Annotated in this window: 13 protein-coding genes; 9 read left to right on the top strand and 4 right to left on the bottom strand. The window is 56.2% G+C overall.

All coding sequences use genetic code 11. From position 1 onward, the window contains the following. Positions 1-25: 25 nt before the first annotated feature. Complete coding sequence (locus IE099_RS05715) at positions 26-1,792, bottom strand: assimilatory sulfite reductase (NADPH) flavoprotein subunit (protein ID WP_189568186.1); 1,767 nt, start codon at positions 1,790-1,792, stop codon at positions 26-28. Positions 1,793-2,002: 210 nt separating this feature from the next. Between IE099_RS05715 and IE099_RS05710 the strand changes: the two genes are divergently transcribed. Together IE099_RS05710 and IE099_RS05705 are read left to right on the top strand one after the other, a co-directional pair. Then, entirely contained in the window at positions 2,003-3,418 is a 1,416-nt protein-coding gene (locus tag IE099_RS05710; protein ID WP_189568185.1) for a hypothetical protein, read from the top strand. Next, positions 3,415-4,296: a DUF58 domain-containing protein gene (locus IE099_RS05705; protein WP_189568184.1), complete on the top strand. Its 882-nt coding sequence runs from the start codon at positions 3,415-3,417 to the stop codon at positions 4,294-4,296. The genes IE099_RS05710 and IE099_RS05705 overlap by 4 nt, the downstream gene beginning before the upstream one ends. Before the next feature lie 61 nt (positions 4,297-4,357). Here the strand turns inward: IE099_RS05705 and gpmI are convergent, their stop codons facing one another. Then, the gene (gene gpmI, locus IE099_RS05700; protein ID WP_189568183.1) at positions 4,358-5,896 is read right to left on the bottom strand and encodes a 2,3-bisphosphoglycerate-independent phosphoglycerate mutase; all 1,539 of its coding nucleotides are present in this window, start codon (positions 5,894-5,896) and stop codon (positions 4,358-4,360) included. A 121-nt stretch (positions 5,897-6,017) separates the two neighbouring features. Here gpmI and IE099_RS05695 point away from each other — a divergent pair, with 121 nt between their 5' ends. From IE099_RS05695 to IE099_RS05665, 7 genes are all read left to right on the top strand, one after another. Then, complete coding sequence (locus IE099_RS05695) at positions 6,018-6,821, top strand: ATP-binding cassette domain-containing protein (RefSeq protein ID WP_189568182.1); 804 nt, start codon at positions 6,018-6,020, stop codon at positions 6,819-6,821. Between the two features lie 3 nt (positions 6,822-6,824). Further along, a complete protein-coding gene (locus tag IE099_RS05690; protein WP_189568181.1) occupies positions 6,825-7,160 on the top strand; it encodes a hypothetical protein in 336 nt (111 codons plus the stop codon). Positions 7,161-7,362: 202 nt separating this feature from the next. Then, positions 7,363-8,088 (top strand): PEP-CTERM sorting domain-containing protein, encoded by a 726-nt coding sequence (locus IE099_RS05685; RefSeq protein ID WP_189568178.1) that lies wholly within the window; start codon positions 7,363-7,365, stop codon positions 8,086-8,088. A gap of 123 nt (positions 8,089-8,211) precedes the next feature. Beyond that, positions 8,212-10,542, top strand: a complete 2,331-nt coding sequence (gene ligA, locus IE099_RS05680; protein ID WP_229809405.1) for an NAD-dependent DNA ligase LigA — start codon at positions 8,212-8,214, stop codon at positions 10,540-10,542. A gap of 32 nt (positions 10,543-10,574) precedes the next feature. Then, entirely contained in the window at positions 10,575-10,997 is a 423-nt protein-coding gene (locus IE099_RS05675) for a hypothetical protein (RefSeq protein ID WP_189568174.1), read from the top strand. Between the two features lie 174 nt (positions 10,998-11,171). Next, the gene (locus tag IE099_RS05670) at positions 11,172-12,299 is read left to right on the top strand and encodes an AraC family transcriptional regulator (protein WP_189568171.1); all 1,128 of its coding nucleotides are present in this window, start codon (positions 11,172-11,174) and stop codon (positions 12,297-12,299) included. 88 nt (positions 12,300-12,387) lie between these two features. Beyond that, on the top strand, positions 12,388-14,436 hold the full coding sequence (locus IE099_RS05665; protein ID WP_189568169.1) for an Ig-like domain-containing protein: 2,049 nt from the start codon (positions 12,388-12,390) through the stop codon (positions 14,434-14,436). Positions 14,437-14,458: 22 nt separating this feature from the next. On the opposite strand, the gene IE099_RS05660 is transcribed toward IE099_RS05665, so the two are convergent. Both IE099_RS05660 and IE099_RS05655 read right to left on the bottom strand, forming a co-directional pair. Continuing rightward, the gene (locus IE099_RS05660) at positions 14,459-15,823 is read right to left on the bottom strand and encodes a hypothetical protein (protein WP_189568167.1); all 1,365 of its coding nucleotides are present in this window, start codon (positions 15,821-15,823) and stop codon (positions 14,459-14,461) included. 52 nt (positions 15,824-15,875) lie between these two features. Then, on the bottom strand, positions 15,876-17,801 hold the full coding sequence (locus tag IE099_RS05655) for a phospho-sugar mutase (RefSeq protein WP_189568165.1): 1,926 nt from the start codon (positions 17,799-17,801) through the stop codon (positions 15,876-15,878). Between the last annotated feature and the right edge of the window lie 341 nt (positions 17,802-18,142).

Raw genomic sequence — 18,142 nt, 5'->3', positions numbered from 1 at the left:
AAATAATCTTTTAAAGGTTTGTTCTTTAGTAAACGTCACGTTGGTAACGCTTCTCTTTCTTCAACTGGGCCACATATTCCGTAGCCTCTTCGCTGGACATCCCGCCTTCTTGTTCAACGATGTCGAGGAGGGCCTCATGAACATCGTGGGCCATGCGGCTGGCGTCGCCGCACACATAGAAATGCGCGCCCTTTTGCAACCATTGATAGAGTTCGGCCGCCTTTTCGCGCATCTTGTCCTGCACGTAGACTTTCTCCGGTTGGTCCCGGGAGAAGGCCACGTCCAGCTTGCTGAGAGCCCCGCTGGCGAGGTGGTCCTGCCACTCCAGCTGATAGAGGAAATCGTAGCTATAGCGCTGGTCGCCGAAGATGAGCCAAGAGCCTCCATTGGAACCGGACTCGCCGCGATGCTCGACGAACGAACGGAACGGAGCCACTCCGGTTCCAGGTCCCACCATAATGATGGGAGTTTCGTCAGACGCCGGTAGACGAAAATTCTTATTCGGCTGCACAAAGAGCTCCACTTCCCCGCCCTTCTCAACCAAATCCGCCAGGTAAGTCGAGGCAACCCCTTTGCGAGGCTGACCATCGAACTCATATCTAACAGAAGCGATGGTGAGGTGAACTTCATCGGGATGAGCCAGTGGGCTGGAGGCGATGGAATAAAGGCGCGGCGGCATCTTACGGAAAATGCTGACTAGCTCGTCTGCCTTCAATCCATTCGGGGCAAAGTCACGGACCGCGTCGGCAATCCAGCGACCCCAGAGATAACTCTTGAGCTCTTCTTTGGACTCGTCCCCTAGGAGCGCTTGCAGCTTGTCCGAAGGGGCTACCGCGAGCAGCTTTTTGAGGATGGCCTTGGACAAGACGGTGATCTCCAAGTCTTCGCGCAGGGCATCGGCCAGCACCTTGGTTTCTCCCCCCTTGAGCACGACCTCTTCATTCCCGGTCAGCTTGGCAGCGGAAAGAATGCCCTCCACCATGTCGGGCGCATTTTTCGCCACCACGGCCAAGGCATCGCCTGGTTGATAAACGAGGCCGGAACCTTCGAGGGAAAACTCATAGTGCCAAGTCTCCTTCATCGAGCCCTCGCCATTGAGGAGAACTTTGTCGAGCAACTCGGAAGGAAACGGCTTCTTCTTGCCATACTCCACTCCCGCCACCGCCGGAGCGGCAAAAGCAACCGGCGCGGCCGCCACGGGTTCCGGAGCGAGCGCTTTGAAAGCGGCTTCCACCCATTGGTCGGAGAGCTCTTCGTAGTCGACGTCGCAATCGACCCGAGGGGCGATTCGCTGGCCTCCCAATTTCTCGAGGCGGGCATCGACTTGCTTTCCAGTCTCGCAAAAGCGCTCGTAGGACGTATCCCCCAAGGCACAGACTGAGAACTTCACTTTGGAAAAGTCCGCCTCGGATTCCATGAGGGACTTGTAGAATTCTTCCGCTGCTTCCGGCGGGTCGCCTTCGCCCCAAGTGCTGACGATGACGAGTAGGTTCTCAACCTTCTCCAGATCAGCGGGCTGGCAATCGGCCATATTTTTCAGCACCGCCTTGAACCCCTTTTTCTTGGCCGCTTTCACGGTCTGGGCGGCGAGCGCCTCGGAGTTCCCTGACTCGGTGCCATATAGCACAGTCAGAGGCGTTTTGCTTGCGGGGGCTGCTGCGACTGCAGGCATTCCCGAACTGGCCGACAGAAATCCGCCCAGCCACCAGCGTTGGCTAGGATCGAATCCGGCCAGCAAGCCATTCAAGGCTTGGCGCTGGTCGGGAGAAAAAGGAGCATGCTCAGGAATCATACTTGAGTAAATTGATAAAGTTAATCAGGTTAACGGCGTTAGGTTACTTGGGGGGGCGGCGGATAGCAAATCCTTTTTACAAAGGAAAGCCGGATCGAGGACTGGATTGCGGGGGTATTGCCTTTTCAATTGCCCGTGTTCTCCTCAAAGTCTCCCCCGATGCCCGAGGATACGCCCAGCGCCAGCCCCCCCCCGCTCCCTCCGTCTCCGATGGAAAAACTCAATGATTTTTCCGACTGGTTCAGCCCCATGCTGGTCAAGGAACTGCGCCAAGGCCTCCGCACCCACACCTTTGTCATCCTCTTTCTCATCTTGCAGGGTCTCCTCGCTCTGATTCTGCTCACCACCGCGGCCGCCGACACCAATGCGGGTGGCTTCGTCTCCTCCATCATCTTCTTTTTCTTCTCGCTCGCCGTTCTCGTGGTGCAACCGTTGCGGGGAATGTCCGCGATCTCCAGCGAGGTCAAGGGGGACACCATTGACCTGATGTCCCTCACCCGACTTTCGGCGTGGCGCATCGTGTTTGGCAAATGGTCCTCCATCATGGGGCAGACCGCGCTGGTGCTCTTTGCCATCATTCCCTATCTCATCCTGCGTTACTTTTTTGGGGGCATGCAGTTGTTCTCCGAGCTACTGCTCCTCTTCACCCTCTTCCTATTCTCGGGAGTGCTGACGGCGGTTACGGTTGGTCTTTCCGCCTCCACCCTCGCCCTGATTCGCGCCATTCCGCTTTTGGCAGGCCTGGTTCTAATTTGGCCCATCGGCTACCTTTCTTTCGCGGGGTTTGATGAATTGTTGGCTCTCTTTTCCCCCAACTCGCGCAACGAATGGTTCGCGCTCTTGGCCTCTTATCTCGTCGCCACCTTTGTGGGTTACTTTTTCCTCGAAGTGGCGGCCACCACCATTGCTCCATCGGCAGAAAACCGGGCCACCCGCAAGCGTCTGATTTCGCTCGTGGTGATTCCCCTGACCTTCGCTGCCCTCCATGCCGTAAATCACGAGCCCGCTTGGCTTCTAGCGTTTTTCTTGCTCGCGATGGTGTCCTTGGACTTTTTCACCGAGGATTCGGAGTATCCCTCAGTGGTGCTGCGACCCTTCCTGCGCTTCGGTCCCCTTGGTCGAGTGGCCGCCCGACTCCTGGCTCCGGGCTGGGGCACGGGAACGCTTTTCCATCTCTTTCTCATCGCGCTCCTGATCGGAATCAGTCTGCTGATGGGTGATGAGCTGCGTGACTTTTCCCGCTACGAGATGTGGGGAGTTCTCGGCGTGTTCACAGGGATGCTCTACCTCCCCCATGCCGTGGTGCAGTTGATCCAAAAGCGCATCGCCAATCGCATGGTGGCCTACCTCTCCCTCTCCATGCTGCTCTTTGGATTGATTCCCTTACTTTTACTCCTGAACGATATCGGAGACGTCAAAATGGTGACCTGGGTCTTCTGCTTCATTCCCCATGTGCAGGTTTTGCTCACGGATTACACCTCGGACAAAATCTGCATTCTCATCGCATGGGTCTCTGCGGCGGCCTACATTCTGGCCTGTCTCATCTCCGCTGGTCGTCCTCTGCACAAGTTGACCGAATTGGAGCGTGAAGAATTGGAGATTCCTGACCCGAACACCCCCTCATGACACCCGACGCCCTCAAATCCGCCTACACCCAGGCCTCCACCTGCGCCAATCGCATGCGTCTGCCAATGCGCAGCAAAGTCTGGCGCGGAGGCTCGGGAGAATTTGCAGGCGCTGGCACCGGCTCCTCGATGGACTTTCAGGATCACCGCAACTATGTGCCCGGTGACGACCCCCGCCACATCAACTGGCAGGCCTATGCGCGCACCGGACAGTATACCATGAAGCTCTATCGCGAGGAGGTCCGCCCCGTCATCGACCTCATCTGCGATGTCTCGCCCTCGATGTTCTTGGACGAAGCCAAGTCCGCCCGCACCGCCGAGCTGTTAGCCTTCTTCACCCAATCCTCCCTCCGGGCCGGGGCCGCGCTAACCATTCATCTCGTCTCGGGAGCCGCCCACCAACTGGTGCCCAACGAAGCCGTCGCCACCCATCAGTGGTTCACTGTCGCGGAAAAACTGCAAAAGGAAGATCCCGCGGGAGCCCTCAATCTATCCTCGGTTCCCCTGCGTCAAAGCTCGTTCCGCGTGCTTCTCTCCGACCTGCTTTTCCCCGGCGACCCGGCTGCGGTGTTGCACCTTCTCGGCGCACGCCAGGGAACACCCCTGCTCTTTGTCCCCTTTCTGGAAAGTGAAGCCAACCCCGACTGGCAAGGGAACTACGAGTTCGTCGACGCCGAACGCGCCACGCGTCATCCCCACCGCATCGAACCACGCGTGCTCAAGAATTACCTCAAGGCCTATCAGCGTCACTTTTCCCTCTGGAAGCAAACCTCCCAGCGTCTCCAAATCCTAATGTCGCGCGTGCCCGCCAATCTGGATTTGGAAAAGGCCCTGCACTCCGAAGCCATCCCGATTCAGGCCTTGGAAATCATGGGCTGAAGCGCGGCAACAAAAAAGCCGCCTCCCGAACAGGAAGCGGCTTGGGAAAGATTTGTCGGCGCTACTTTTTCAGCAAAGACTCTCCGGTCATTTCCTTGGGCTTGGGTAAGCCCATCATGTCTAACAGAGTCGGAGCCATATCTGCCAAGATGCCGTCCGCGACGTAATAGTTCTGCGCATTGTCAGCGACATAGATGGCGTGAACCAAGTTCGTGGTATGCGCGGTATTCGGGGAGCCATCGGCATTGCGCATGAACTCACAGTTTCCGTGGTCGGCAGTGATCAACAGCTTCCCGCCAAGGCGCAAAGTCTCCTCCACCACCTGCTTGACCGCATCATCGATGGTTTCCACCGCCTTCATGGCAGCTTCCACGATTCCGGTGTGTCCCACCATGTCCGGGTTGGCGAAGTTGAGAATCACGAGGTCGTAGTTCTTCAACTTTTCCACCACGGTCGAGACCACCTCCTCGGCGCTCATCTCCGGCTTCTCGTCGTAAGTCGCCACTTCTTTGGGCGAGGGAATGATGAAGCGTTCTTCGCCTTTGAATTCCTTCTCGACACCACCATTGAAAAAGTAAGTCACGTGCGGATACTTCTCGGTCTCCGCGATACGCATTTGGTTCTTTCCTGCCGCTGCCACGACCTCACCCAAAACGTTGTCCATGGACTGGGATGGGAAGGCGATGGGCACGCCGTAGGTTTCGTCGTATTCGGTCAGGGTGACGAAGTGCACCTTGGGCACGCCACCGGTATCGAATCCATCGAACCCATCCTTGAGAAAGACCTCGCACAACTGGCGCGCCCGGTCGGCCCGGAAGTTGAAGAAGATCACCACGTCGCCATCGTTGACCCGGCGCTCATTGGCCGCGTCGAAAATCATGGGCATAAGGAACTCGTCGGTCTTCTCCAGCTCATACTGCTCGGCCACCGCTTCGCTGGCGAGGACATCCTTCTTCTCCCCCTTGCCATCGACGATGGCATTCCAGGCCAGTTGGGTTCGCTCCCAGCGCTTGTCCCGGTCCATGGCATAGTAGCGCCCGATCACGGTCGCGATGCGCGCACCGGATTCGGCTAGCTTCACCTCGACCTCGCCCAAGTAACCTTGCCCTCCCGTCGGGGAGGTGTCGCGGCCATCCGTGATGGCGTGAACAAAAATGTCATCCACTCCCGCAGCCTTGGCCTCGCTCGCCAACGCCACCAGGTGATCCTGATGACTGTGCACCCCGCCATCGGAAAGCAAGCCGATGAAGTGCAGGCGCTTGCCCTTGGCTTGGGCGAATGCCTCTTTCAAAACTTCGTTCTGCCCCAGCTCGCCATCCGCGATGCACTTGTTAATACGGGTGAGGTCCTGATAGACGATGCGCCCGGCTCCCAGATTGAGGTGTCCGACCTCCGAGTTGCCCATCTGCCCTTCCGGCAAACCAACATCGAGACCCGAAGCCGAAACACAGCCGCGAGGATACTTGGGCAACAAGACCTGATCGTGAAACGGGGTATTTGCCAACTCGACGGCATTGCCATCCTTTTCCGCAGTCGCGGCACCTCCTGGATTGAGGCCCCAACCGTCCCGAATAATCAACACCACAGGCTTTTTCGACATGCCGTTCGTCTACTCAAGTCCCGTCCAGTCTTCAAGCCTGACTGGCGAATCTTTTCAGAAAAGGTGACAGCCCGACACTCCGCGCTTTTCACTCTGGACCTCAGCTCCTAGCCTCCCGCCCGTGTTTCTTCGTATAGACGACCTCAAAGTTCATTTTCCCAGTCACGGTGGCTTCCTCGGCAAAGGCGGCCGCGATGTGGTCAAGGCCGTCGATGGCGTTACCCTTGCACTTGAAAAAGGCGAAATTCTCGGATTGGTGGGCGAATCCGGTTGCGGCAAGTCCACCCTCTCCCGCACCGTCATGCAGCTCCAGCAACCCACTTCGGGAAGCATTATTCTGGAGGACCGGACTCTTACCCTTCTGAGAAAAAGTGAAGTGCGAAAGCACCGGCTGGACTTCCAAATGATTTTCCAAGACCCGTATGCTTCACTCAACCCACGGATGACCGTCTTCTCCATGCTGGCCGAAGCCATCGCACGGCGCCACCCATCTGCTTTGAAAGACCGGAGTGAAATGACCAAGAAAGTCATCAAGCTGATGGAAACCGTGGGTCTCGATCCGCGTCACATGCGCAAGTATCCCCACGAATTCTCCGGCGGACAGCGCCAGCGGGTTGCCATTGCCCGCGCGCTCGCTCCGGAACCCAAGCTGGTCATCGCCGACGAACCTGTATCGGCTCTCGACGTTTCGATTCAGTCCCAGATCCTTAATCTTCTGCTCAAACTTCGGGACGAACTCGACCTGACCATGATCTTCATTTCCCATGACCTTTCGGTCGTGCGCTACATCGCGGATAACATTGCCGTGATGTATGCAGGAAAAATCGTTGAATACGGAACTGCAGAAAAAGTCTTTAACGAAGCCGCTCATCCTTATACGCAAAAGCTTCTCGCCGCTGTTCCTCAGATCAAAACTTACGCTTAAACCATGTTTCTCACGTTCAAACTCATCCACTTGGTTGGAGTCATGTGTATCTTTCTCTCTCTCGGGTTGGCAATTGCCGATACCCAAGGACGCTGGAAGAAAGCAACCGGAATGATCCACGGCATCGCCCTGGTTTTGATGCTCATCACCGGATTCGGAATGTTGCAAAAGCCCCCCATGGACCAGTTCTGGTGGATGGCCAAGATTGTGATTTGGCTGGGATTCGGTGCAAGCCTCACGCTGGCGCGCAAAAAATTCCTCCCTCCCGTCGGAGTTGGAGCCGGAGTCATCGTCCTCGGACTCATTGCCGCCTACCTGGGCGTGATGAAGCCTTTCTAAAAGGGTTTTCGCGAAATCACTTCCCCCTCCTCATCCCCCCGATTCTCCGGCGGGCAGTTTCAGGCATAGGAGCAATGGGAGCTCACGACGAAAAGTTATGAGCTTCTTTTTAGTCCATGTGATGAGATCTTAAGGACAAACTAACCATTGTCATCGCTGTCGGTTGAGGCTAAACTACTTGCCGTTCACCCCCACCTTACCTGTGAAATTTTCTTGTTCATCCCTTCCCCTTATTGGCTTCCTTGCGACCAGTTTATCAACTTCAGCCCAGAATTTTTCATTTGAGAACGGAGACTTTTCCGCGAACGACTCCTACTTTGGGTCCAGTGCGGATGCCACAACCGTGTATGACCAGGATGTCGATTCGTGGGATCGCGACGGAAGTCATTGGGTTGACAATTCATCTTTAGCAAGCGACGGCGACCGCTTTCTTGCTCTAGGCCAATACGGTTGCGCCTACCAAACCTTCTCTTCCGGGGTGCTCACGCCCGGTTCGACCTACCGCATCTGCGTCGATGCCGCTGCCGCTGATGAGGAGAACAAAGGAGGGCTGGCCAGCTTGGTTTACGAATACAGCTGGTATAACACCTCTTCCGGTGACGAGACGACGGTCACCGCTTTAGCCGACCTTTATGCAGGCGACTTCACCATCGACGGTGTGCAGTCCTCCGCAGGGAGTCAAATCAGCCCAAGTGACCTGCTCTCTTCGGTGGATTGGAAGACCTACTGCGTCGACCTCCTGATGCCTACCAACTCTCCGGGAGCTGGCTATGACTTGAAGCTTTATATCAGCAATGGCGGAACGAGCCCGACTCCGACGGCCGACCTTTTGATCGACAATGTTCAGCTCAACGCAATCCCGGAGCCCTCTGCCTCCGCCCTGCTTGGATTATCCGCGCTGGTTCTTTTGCGAAGAAAGCGTCCCTAAGGTCTTGGGCGCCCGCTATTGAGTTCCACAGTCAAAGGCGAAAGGCGCAATCCCTTCCGACAATGCCAATGAGGCTGGCAAAAAAACTATCCTTTGCCGTCAACTTGGTCCAAAGATCGGCCTGTGACTCCTGCTGCCAGAATTGCCGAGCTGCGTGACCAGCTTCATCGCCACAATCGCCTTTATTACAATGAAGCCACGCCCGAAATCTCGGACGCAGCCTACGACAAGCTTTTCCATGAACTGAAGGATCTCGAAGCAGCTCACCCCGAGCTCGACGACCCAAACTCCCCCACCAAACGCGTGGGCGGAACTCCGCTGGAGCATTTCTCCCAAATCGATCACCTCGTCCCGATGCTCTCCATCGAAGATGTGCACGAGTTGAAGGAATCTGAAATCGAGCTTCCCAACCACGGGGACGGCCTGAGCCTTTTCGCTGCTCCAACCGAGATTCCAGAGCACGCGGCCGCCGGGCGCCTGGCAGATTGGTTTGCGAAACTTGAAAAAAATCTCGCTCCTGGAACAGCTCTCACGATCGAGCCAAAAATTGACGGTGTCGCAGTTTCCATTCTCTACCGCGATCATCAACTCGTTTACGCCGCCACCCGAGGCGATGGCACTACCGGCGACGACATCACTGCCAACATCCGCACAATCGGCTCTATCCCTCTGACCTTGCCTCCTGAAGCTCCCGCCCTAATGGAAGTTCGCGGTGAAGTGTTCATGAACGATTTGGACTTTGCCCAACTCAATGAACAGCGCGATGAGGCAGGGGAAACGGCCTTCGTGAACTCTCGCAACGCGACCGCAGGCACCCTGAAGCAGCTCGATCCCAAACTGGTCGCAGCCCGTCCTCTCGATTGCATCTTTCACTCCTTCGGCAAAGTCGAACCGCGCACTTTCGAGACCATGGAGCAGTTTCACCAACTGCTTCCTACCTACGGATTCAAGGCTACGAAATGGCTGAAGAAAGCCGCCGATAGAGAGAGCTTGCTGGAAGCCGTGGCGCAGCTGAATTCTGACCGCCATGACTTCCCCTACGCTACTGACGGAGCAGTCGTCAAAGTGAACGATATCTCGCTCCACGCAGAGTTGGGAGCAACTTCACGCTTTCCCCGCTGGGCCTGCGCTTACAAATTCTTACCCGAACAAAAGGAAACTCTGCTGAAGGCCATCACCATTCAGGTTGGTCGCACCGGGGTTCTCACTCCGGTTGCCGAGTTGGCCCCTGTCTTCGTCTCACGCACCACGGTCTCACGCGCAACCTTGCACAATGAGGAAGAGATCCAGCGAAAAGACATCCGTATCGGGGACACCGTTGTGGTGGAGAAAGCAGGCGAAATCATCCCCGCCATCGAACGTGTGGTTTTAGAAAAGCGAAAGCCGAACAGCAGGCCTTTCTCCTTACCCGAACACGTTGATTATCGTTGCCCATCCTGCCACGGTCCGATCGAAAAACCCGAGGGCTTCGTGGCTTGGCGCTGCGTGAACTTCGCCTGTCCCGCCCAAGCGGTCACCAGCATCAAACACTTCGGTGGACGTAAAGCGCTCGACCTGGACGGACTGGGAGAAGCCGTCGCTCAAAAACTGGTTGAAACAGGTCTGGCTCCTACTCCGCTGGATCTTTTCGACCTCACCTTGGATGACCTCGCTAACCTAATGCTCGACCCAGCCAAAACGGCCGAGGGCGAAGCCGCCTCCAAGGAACGTCGATTCGGGGAGAAGAGAGCGCAGACTCTCCTCGATGCTCTTGAGCGCGCCCGCAGCGAAATGCCACTCAATCGCTGGCTTTTCGCGATGGGAATTCCACACATCGGCGAGTCCACATCCAAGGAATTGAGCCGACTACACGAGAATCTCACCAGCCTGAGCGAAAGCACCATCCTGCCCGTCATTGCACAAGCGGCCGCTCTGGAGGACGAACAAAGACAAATCTCACCTCGCAACAAAAGCAATCCTCCCGCCGACGAAACCGAAAAGGCGGAGAGACAGAAACAATACGAAAGACTCAAAAACGAAATCGCCGTTCTGAAAGGTTCGCTTTCCGAGGTTAAGATCACACCCGACCTGGGCCCTGTGGCCGCGCAGTCCTTTTTGAACTACTTCGCCTCCGAGGCCGGTAAGTTTGTCCTCGAGCGACTTGAGGAATTGGAGATCAATCCGGCCTCAAACAACTTTGCCCCCAAAGGGCCGGAGCTCTCTCCCGAAGCCGAGAATTCGCCGTTCGTGGGAAAAAATTTCGTGATTACAGGTACCCTTTCTCAATCGAGAGACCACTTCAAGGAACTCATCGAGCAGCAAGGCGGCAAGGTCAGCGGCTCTGTTTCGAAGAATACGGATTACCTTCTCGCGGGAGAAAAGGCTGGTTCCAAGCTGACGAAAGCCCAATCACTGGGAGTCGCCGTGCTCGATGAAGAAGCATTCGGTGGCATGATAGAACAGGCCTCGATCTAGCTCTCGAACCTCTGCCGTGGTAGCAAGAGCTCTTGGACACAACCGAAATCACCCACGCCTTTTCTGTATTTGCTCTATTCGGGCTCATCTGGACCATTCAGTTGGTCCACTACCCCATGTTCAAATTCGTGGAAGCTCCCCACTGGCCCCGCTTCCACCGCATTCACAGTCGCAATATCACCTTCATCGTCTTCCCCCTCATGCTGGTGGAATTGCTGACCTCGCTGCAATTGTTTCTGGAAGACAACAACTTCAGTCATTCGATGTCGCTGGGATGCGCCGCCGCAACCTGGTTGCTCACCATCCTCATTTTTGTTCCCCTCCATAATCAGATCGCAATCCGCCCGGTGCCCTCCAAGCTCGCACTACTAGCCCACCTCAATTGGTTGCGAGTGGTAGTCTGGACTCTTGCCAGCGTGAACCTTTTCACAAACCTCGTTTCCACCGCTTCCTAGCCTCTCTCCTGCCGCCAATTCGGAGGATGCCATTTTCCCCCAAACCGAAAAACGGGGAGCCTACTTTAATGATTGCGCAACTTGTCGCAATTCGGGAGACTCCTCGCCCCCCGTTGTCAGAGGGATACGAAGACCTCTGACGCAGAGAAAACTTTAAGGACGTAGAATACGAAAATGGCAGCGCGAGAAAAACGGGTAGGATTGATGGTGGAGGCTCTCCATGGATACGGACCTCGCATCCTCAATGGCTTGGCCAGGTGGGTCCACTCCCATCCCGGCTGGCGGGTTTCATTTTTCGATGGCGAGCGCTCGGAATTGGCGAGAATGGTCGCGACTTGGCAGGGAGACGGAATCATTTGCACCATTTCCGACAATGACTTTCTCGAGGCCGCGAGGAGCCGGGATATTCCGGTCGTCAATGTTGCGGGGCGCTTCTACGAGTCCTACCAGACCTCGGTCATCAGCGACAACTTTGCTTGTGGACGCTTGGCGGCAGAGTACTTCCTCAATCGCGGCTTTAAGAATTTCGCCCTCGCGGGAGCCACCGAAGCAAGCTTTTCCAGCAATCGCGCAACCGGCTATGTCCAGGCGCTGGAGGAACATGGCCATCGTGCCTCTATTCTGCAAAATCCTCTGGGAGAGGAACAGGCACTTGCCGATTGGCTCAAAACTCTCCCCCTTCCCTGCGCCATCTTCTGCCCCTCGGACCGGAGGGCTGCCAGCGTCTTGGAAGCAGCCTACCTCGCCAAGCTCAACGTCCCGGAAGATCTTTCGGTTCTGGGAATCGGAGACCACAAACAACTCTGCGAACTCTGCACCCCGCCCCTCTCCAGCGTCGATTGCGATATGGAATTGCGTGGCTTCGAGGCGGCGTCCCTTCTCTCCAGGTTGATGGCGGGAGAGGAACGACCCAATGAACCCTTGCTCGTGGCTCCCACCGGTGTCGTCACCCGTCGTTCATCCGACATCTACGCTTTCGAAGACCCAGACTTGGTCAAGGCTTTGCGCTACATCTACGAGAATGCCCACAAGACCATCAAGGTGAACGACGTGGTCGCGGCCACTTCCATCTCGAGGCGCTCGCTAGAGAATCGTTTTCGCCACCAGTTCCACCACAGCTTGCACGACGAGATCTGGCGCGTGCACTTTGACCTCGCCAAGCACCTGCTCACTACGACCGACTTGGGCCTTCAACAGGTCGCAGAGCAGTCTGGATTCCGGACCGCCTCCGGGCTCGCCAATCTTTTCAAGCAAAAGACCGGAGTCACCCCCCGAACCTACCGCTCCGAGCACCGGCGGTAAGACTGGAAAAGACTCATTTTGCGCAGGCAATGAGCCTGATGATCGGCAGTAAAGGGCTGTAACGAAATTCGTTTTCCTTCACTCGATCATGAAACTCTACGCCACCCGACTAGCGGCCCCTCTGCTCGCGACAACCTTGACCACTTCCTATTGTCACGAAGGCTCGCACGAACCACAGCCCTCGCCCTCCAGTTTGATTCGGACGGCAAAGGCCGCGAGCCAATTGGCCGAACTCACCTTGCCTTCAGGATTACCCCAAAATTTCTCCCTTCAAGTCCCCTGCTTCGGCCACGACTTGACGGTTCATTTGAAGAAAAACTCTATCTTTGGAGCCAATACTAGAATTCTAGTAGATAGTGGTGGCGACGAACTCACTGAGATCCAAACCGGCCCCGACAGCAGCTACCTGGGTCATGTCGACGGACACCCCAATCTAACAGTAAGCGCCATTCTCTCGGAACGCGGACTCTCGGCATTCATCATTCGCCCAGGCGAGGAGTCCATCGTGATCGAACCCACCGGCGAACAGGGAAACAGTCACCGGCTATCAATCGGCACCAGCGGCGACTACACCGAGGGCACGACCTCGCCAGTCGCCGAAAGCGAAGAGCTGGCTGCCTCCATTGGCCCCGTGTTCTCCATCTTCTCTCCTGCGATGAGCACAGTCGCACTGGAGTCGAAATCAACCGCGACTCTCCCTCCCGAGCGAAAAATGGACGTCTTGGAATTCGAGATTGGAGTGGAGATTGGTTCCCGCGCTTTTCTTGCTGACACCTATGGAAGCAGCTTGGAGAAGGCCAAAGCTTCAGCCCAATCGGTCGTAAGTAATTTGGACGCCCGCTTCCTCCACTCCGCAGGAATCAAGCATCGGCTGGGAACGGTCATTATCCGCACCGATGCGGAGAAAGATCCTTTGAGGAATCAGATCACGAGGAACTCACGCGAGGGCCTCGATGCCTTCATGAACTATTGGAACAATAATGCAGACGAAGTAGGCAACACCCACGACTTGGCCGTCTATCACGTCTACTCCGCCCCTTCGGGAATCGCCTACGTCAACACCGTCGGCTCCCGTAGAAAATACGCGCTTTCCTGCGGCAGGGGCGCTACCAGTTGGGCCGATGGCACCATTGCCCACGAGTTTGGGCATTCATGGAATCTTCATCACAACAACAAATCGGGATTTTTCTACGAAGCACGCCCGAGAAACAACCGAGGGGCAACTTCTGCAGGAGGAAATGACTATCACGTCAGCATCATGCACGGAGGGGGAAATCATAATATCGGACGCCTCTCTACTGAAGAAGCCAACATGGTTTCAAAGATCCGAAACGAACGCAGGCGCTTCGGTGATCCCGTGCCAGAACCCGGCCCTATCCGCCCCTATGGTCATCGTGACCTGGCCTTCTGCAAGGACCATGAGCCGCTGACCATCGACGTCATCGCAAACGATTACGACTGCAACAACGACCCCCTCGACGCTCGTCTGTTAGATTCGGTGAGCTATCACGGGGGCGCGGTCACCCTGTCCCCCGGAACCGGTCCAGGGGGGAGGAATGAACTGGTCTATACTCCTCCAAAAGGCTTCGTGGGCCGGGACTTTTTCCACTATCAAGTATTCGATCCCAGCGGCCTCAGCGACTGGGGGGCGGTCTATGTAACAGTGGATGGACCGATTGCAGTCGATACAACTCTGAAGACCTACAACTACGACTTGGGGCCTCAAAGCTCTCCGGTGGAAAGTGGATGGAAGACCATTACCCCCGATACCTCCGGAGACATCAATTGGAGCCTTGGCAGCCAGCTGGAAGCCCGCGACCGGGGTGCCAGTCGAGGGGTTAACAACATCAACCGCGACTTCATCTTCAGCGCAAACCGAGCTCAGCTGAACCACAAGCTGGCCAATGGTCGTTGGGCCATCACCATCAATATGGGCGACCGCAGCAGGCCTCACGACAAGATGAAGGTCCTTGCCGAGGGCAAGGAAATCGGATTTGTCGATTCCAGCGCCGGGACCTTCCCTTACGTGAATGGTGAAGTCGAAGTCAGAGACGGCGAGCTCAATCTGGAATTCTCCGACGCTGGCGGCAAAGACCCCAACTGGGTCGTCACCCGCCTCTCCTTAGAGAAGCGATGACCCGATTCTGAGGGAGCCGCCCCTAGCGGCCCCTGCCACCCCGACCACGACCGCGACCGCCGCCGTTGGCGGCGCGTTCTTGGATCTGCTGAAGGGTCTCAGCTTCGATGAGATTGGAACTCTCCAAATAGGCAGTCGCGGCGGCTTCGTCCTCACGCAACCACTGGCTCGCCGCCATCCCGACAGTTCGGGCGCGACTGTCGTCATCGCCAATTGTGGCAGCAAGAAGAAGGGTCTCTTCCGGATTGCTACTATCGGCAGAAAAGACATAGGTGCTCACCGCCCGGTCACGGACCGAGTTGTCTTCGAGCGAATTGATCACTTCCAGAGCTGCGGCGGGATTGGTTCTCGCCAAGGGAGACATGGCTTCGCGCATGGCTCCTTCCTGAGCGTCTTCACTGCCATTGGCCAAAAGGAAACTCATGGCCTCCTGAGGATTTTGCGAAGCCCAGCTTTCGATAGCGACTTCGATGCTGCGATCGCGCTCTTCCCCTTCTCCAAGGGATAGCGCTTTCTGCGCAGCCAACTCGGGTTCGCGCTGTGCGAGCCCCTCGATACCCTGCGCGAGGACCCGGTCACGTTCATCGGCAGGCAAGCCATTGGCCCAACTCTCCATCGCGCTCCAGTCTTCCTTGGCCCACTCTTCGGCAATTGACGCATAAGCCGCGGATCTGCCGGCTTCGTCCAAAGTGCTCGCCATAGATAGAGCCGCAACGGGATCATCGGAAGCCACTTCCTTGATCACATTCGCAATCGCTCCGGAAGCCTCACGCCCCTCGAGGGTTTTGGCCCATGCCAATGCCGCCTCAGGGTCTTGTCGAGCCCACTCGGTAGCGATCGTTCCAGCAGCTCCCTGACCACGCCCACCACCCATCATCCCCATCATGGCAAAGTCGCGAGGATTCTCCTTCAGATAATCCGCAGCCGCTTGAGGATCGCTGGAAGCCCAGCTTTGCAGGACAGTTGGCTTAACAAACATTCCACCGCGACCCATGGTGTCGGTCTGAGCTAAGGCACCGAGTGGATCGACCTCCGCCCATTGGGAGAACAAAAGATAGGAGGCCAGAATACGCTCGGAAAAGGGCAGCTCGTCAAGCTTGGCGGCCTCTTCCGCAAACTTGCTCGGATCCAAGTCTGCGTAATAATCGAGCATCTTCTGAATGCGCGCGGTCTGACTCGGCTCGTTGTAGACCTCTCTCAAATCACGAATGATCTCGCTGCTTCGACCGGACTCCACCGCCACGACCTTGGGACGATTCGTTTTGGTGTCGTTTTGATCGCCACCTGCTCCGGCGCCCGAATTACCGGAATTTCCGCCCATCATGAAGCCCCCGGCTCCACCCAAAATCAGGCCACCAACGCCAACCGCGATAAGAGAGTTGTTCATAGAACTGTCCTAACCTCTGAACTCGGGAAAAGTTGCAGAAAAAAAACAAATTTTAGATCCGCTTCTCGATGTCTGCCTCGATGAACTTCCACATCGACTCCAGAGAAGCCTTCACCTTGGCTTTGCTCGCTTCCAGATCGGTTGCGCCGGGAGCATCTTTGCCAAAGAGATAGTACTTAATCTTCGGCTCGGTACCGCTGGGCCGAACCGCGAAAACGCGTCCATCTTCCAAATCAACAATCAACATCGCCTGAGCAGGAACCTCATCTCCTTCCTCATCGAAAATCGTATCGGTATTGAAATCCCGAACCTTGGCGACCTTGCACCCATCGACTTCAGCGGGACGATTTTCGGAATAGCTCTTGGCCAGTTTGGCAATCTTGGCGGCACCTTCCGCCCCCTCCATATAGATCGATTTCCCAATCTCGAGATGGACACCATACTCGCGATAAACCTCGTCCATCAGATCCGTCACTTTGCATCCCTTGCTCGCCGCGTAGGCTACGAGTTCGGCAAACATCACCACCGCACCATTGCCGTCCTTGTCGTGAACAAAGTCAGAGCCCAGGTAGCCATAGCTTTCCTCTCCTCCAAACACGAAGAACTTGGAGTACTCCAACCTGAGCTTGCGACTTTCCTCCGGCGTCAGAGCCAGATAGTCCGAAACCTTGTCCTTGGGGAGAGCTTCCTCATACTTCCGCAACTTCGCGGCAATCCACTTGAAGCCAGTCAGGGTGTTGACTACGGAAATCCCACTCTGATGAGCAATCGTGTCCTGTAGCGTGCTGGTCACGAACGTCTTAATCAAAATCGCCCGGCTCCGATTGGACTCAGTGATCCAACCCTTCTCGAACATGATTTTGATGCGATACCAAGCCATCAGCGAGCCGATTTGATTCCCAGTCAACAATTCCATTTCGCCAGCGGCGTTTCGCACAGCCACCCCCATCCGGTCACAGTCGGGGTCAGTTCCGATAACCGCATCCGCTCCCTCTTTCTCAGCCAGGTCCATGGCCATTTGCAGGGCCTCCGCATTCTCTGGATTCGGGGACGCCACGGTGGGGAATCTTCCATCGGAGACCTCTTGCTCCGGGACAGTGAGCACCTCGAAACCAAGCTTCTTCAAAAGCGGCACCACGATGTGACCGCCCGTTCCATGAATACTGGTGTAGACGACCTTGGCCGAACGACCTTCGAGCAGCTCGGGCTGCAAAAGCAAGGTCTGGGTCTCGGCCATGTAGACCTCATCGGCCTCTTCGCCCAGGGTCACAATCTCCCCTTGCTCCGCCGCAGGAAGGGCGTCGTATTCCGCGCTCTGCAGGGCATTGACTTCCCCGATGATTCCGCTCGCGGCAGGCTCCACGATCTGGCCGCCATCATCGAGATACGCCTTGAAACCATTGTCACAGGAAGGGTTATGACTGGCAGTCAGCACGATGCCTCCCGCGGCCTTCACCTTGCGAATCTGATAAGAAATCTGAGGGGTGGCGCGAGGCCCTTCGAACAAGTAGGCATCACAGCCCAGTTCCGCACAAAGACGGGCGCAATACTCCGCGAAATCACGGGAAAAGTGCCGGGTATCATGACCGATTACAAAGCGTGGTTTTTCCTCAGAGCTATTGGCTTTGACGTAACGGATGAAGCCCTGCATCGCCCGGCCCACATTGTGATAATTCATGGTAGCAGTCCCCTGACACGGATGCTCCGGTCTTTCGAGCGGGCCGCCTGCCCCTTCTTCCGCTTTCGTCACTACCTTGCCCACCGTGCGACCGCGGAGTCCCCCGGTCCCGAATTCGAGAGTCTTATAGAATCGATCGTTCAGCTCTTCCCACTGCCCCTCATTCACCAACTCGGCAACCGCCCGTTCCGCCACCTCTCCAGTGGCGCCCAAAAGATACTGTTCAATATTCTCTTTCGAACTGGCGAGAACTGATCCTGCGGCCACGGCCTCCTCCAAAGCTGATTTCCATTCGCTCATAAGGGCGTGGAGCCTATTGATTGGTGACAATTTGTCGATCCCTAAGGGGTGGAGAAACTCGTCAAATCGCCTCACGGCCCCTCATTCAGCCTCCTCCTCTAGACTAACCCTGCCCAAAGACCTGAATCACCACAGGCTCATGACGTTTTTTTTCACGAACAGGTAGCATGAAACCCATCAACTCCCCTCTCCACCTTCGACTTGGACCCCAGAAAAAATGAAAGATTATATTTTCCGGCTCGGAGGCCCTGAAAACCCCTTCATATCGGCACAGAAAAACCTAGCCGCACCACAAACCTCCAAAAAAAGAGCGAACTCTGTAAAGAAAAAGACAGAAAAAG

The sequence above is a fragment of the Roseibacillus persicicus genome (assembly GCF_014651675.1).
GTDB lineage: Bacteria > Verrucomicrobiota > Verrucomicrobiia > Verrucomicrobiales > Akkermansiaceae > Roseibacillus > Roseibacillus persicicus.
The sequence above is the reverse complement of the archived record's forward strand: the minus strand, read 5'-3'. Positions and strand labels throughout refer to the sequence as shown.

Coding starts and splice junctions, on each gene's coding strand:
- IE099_RS05715 (WP_189568186.1), bottom strand. CDS start 1,792: ATGATTCCTGAGCATGCTCCTTTTTCTCCCGACCAGCGCCAAGCCTTG.
- IE099_RS05710 (WP_189568185.1), top strand. CDS start 2,003: ATGGAAAAACTCAATGATTTTTCCGACTGGTTCAGCCCCATGCTGGTC.
- IE099_RS05705 (WP_189568184.1), top strand. CDS start 3,415: ATGACACCCGACGCCCTCAAATCCGCCTACACCCAGGCCTCCACCTGC.
- gpmI (WP_189568183.1), bottom strand. CDS start 5,896: ATGTCGAAAAAGCCTGTGGTGTTGATTATTCGGGACGGTTGGGGCCTC.
- IE099_RS05690 (WP_189568181.1), top strand. CDS start 6,825: ATGTTTCTCACGTTCAAACTCATCCACTTGGTTGGAGTCATGTGTATC.
- IE099_RS05670 (WP_189568171.1), top strand. CDS start 11,172: ATGGCAGCGCGAGAAAAACGGGTAGGATTGATGGTGGAGGCTCTCCAT.
- IE099_RS05665 (WP_189568169.1), top strand. CDS start 12,388: ATGAAACTCTACGCCACCCGACTAGCGGCCCCTCTGCTCGCGACAACC.
- IE099_RS05660 (WP_189568167.1), bottom strand. CDS start 15,823: ATGAACAACTCTCTTATCGCGGTTGGCGTTGGTGGCCTGATTTTGGGT.
- IE099_RS05655 (WP_189568165.1), bottom strand. CDS start 17,801: ATGAGCGAATGGAAATCAGCTTTGGAGGAGGCCGTGGCCGCAGGATCA.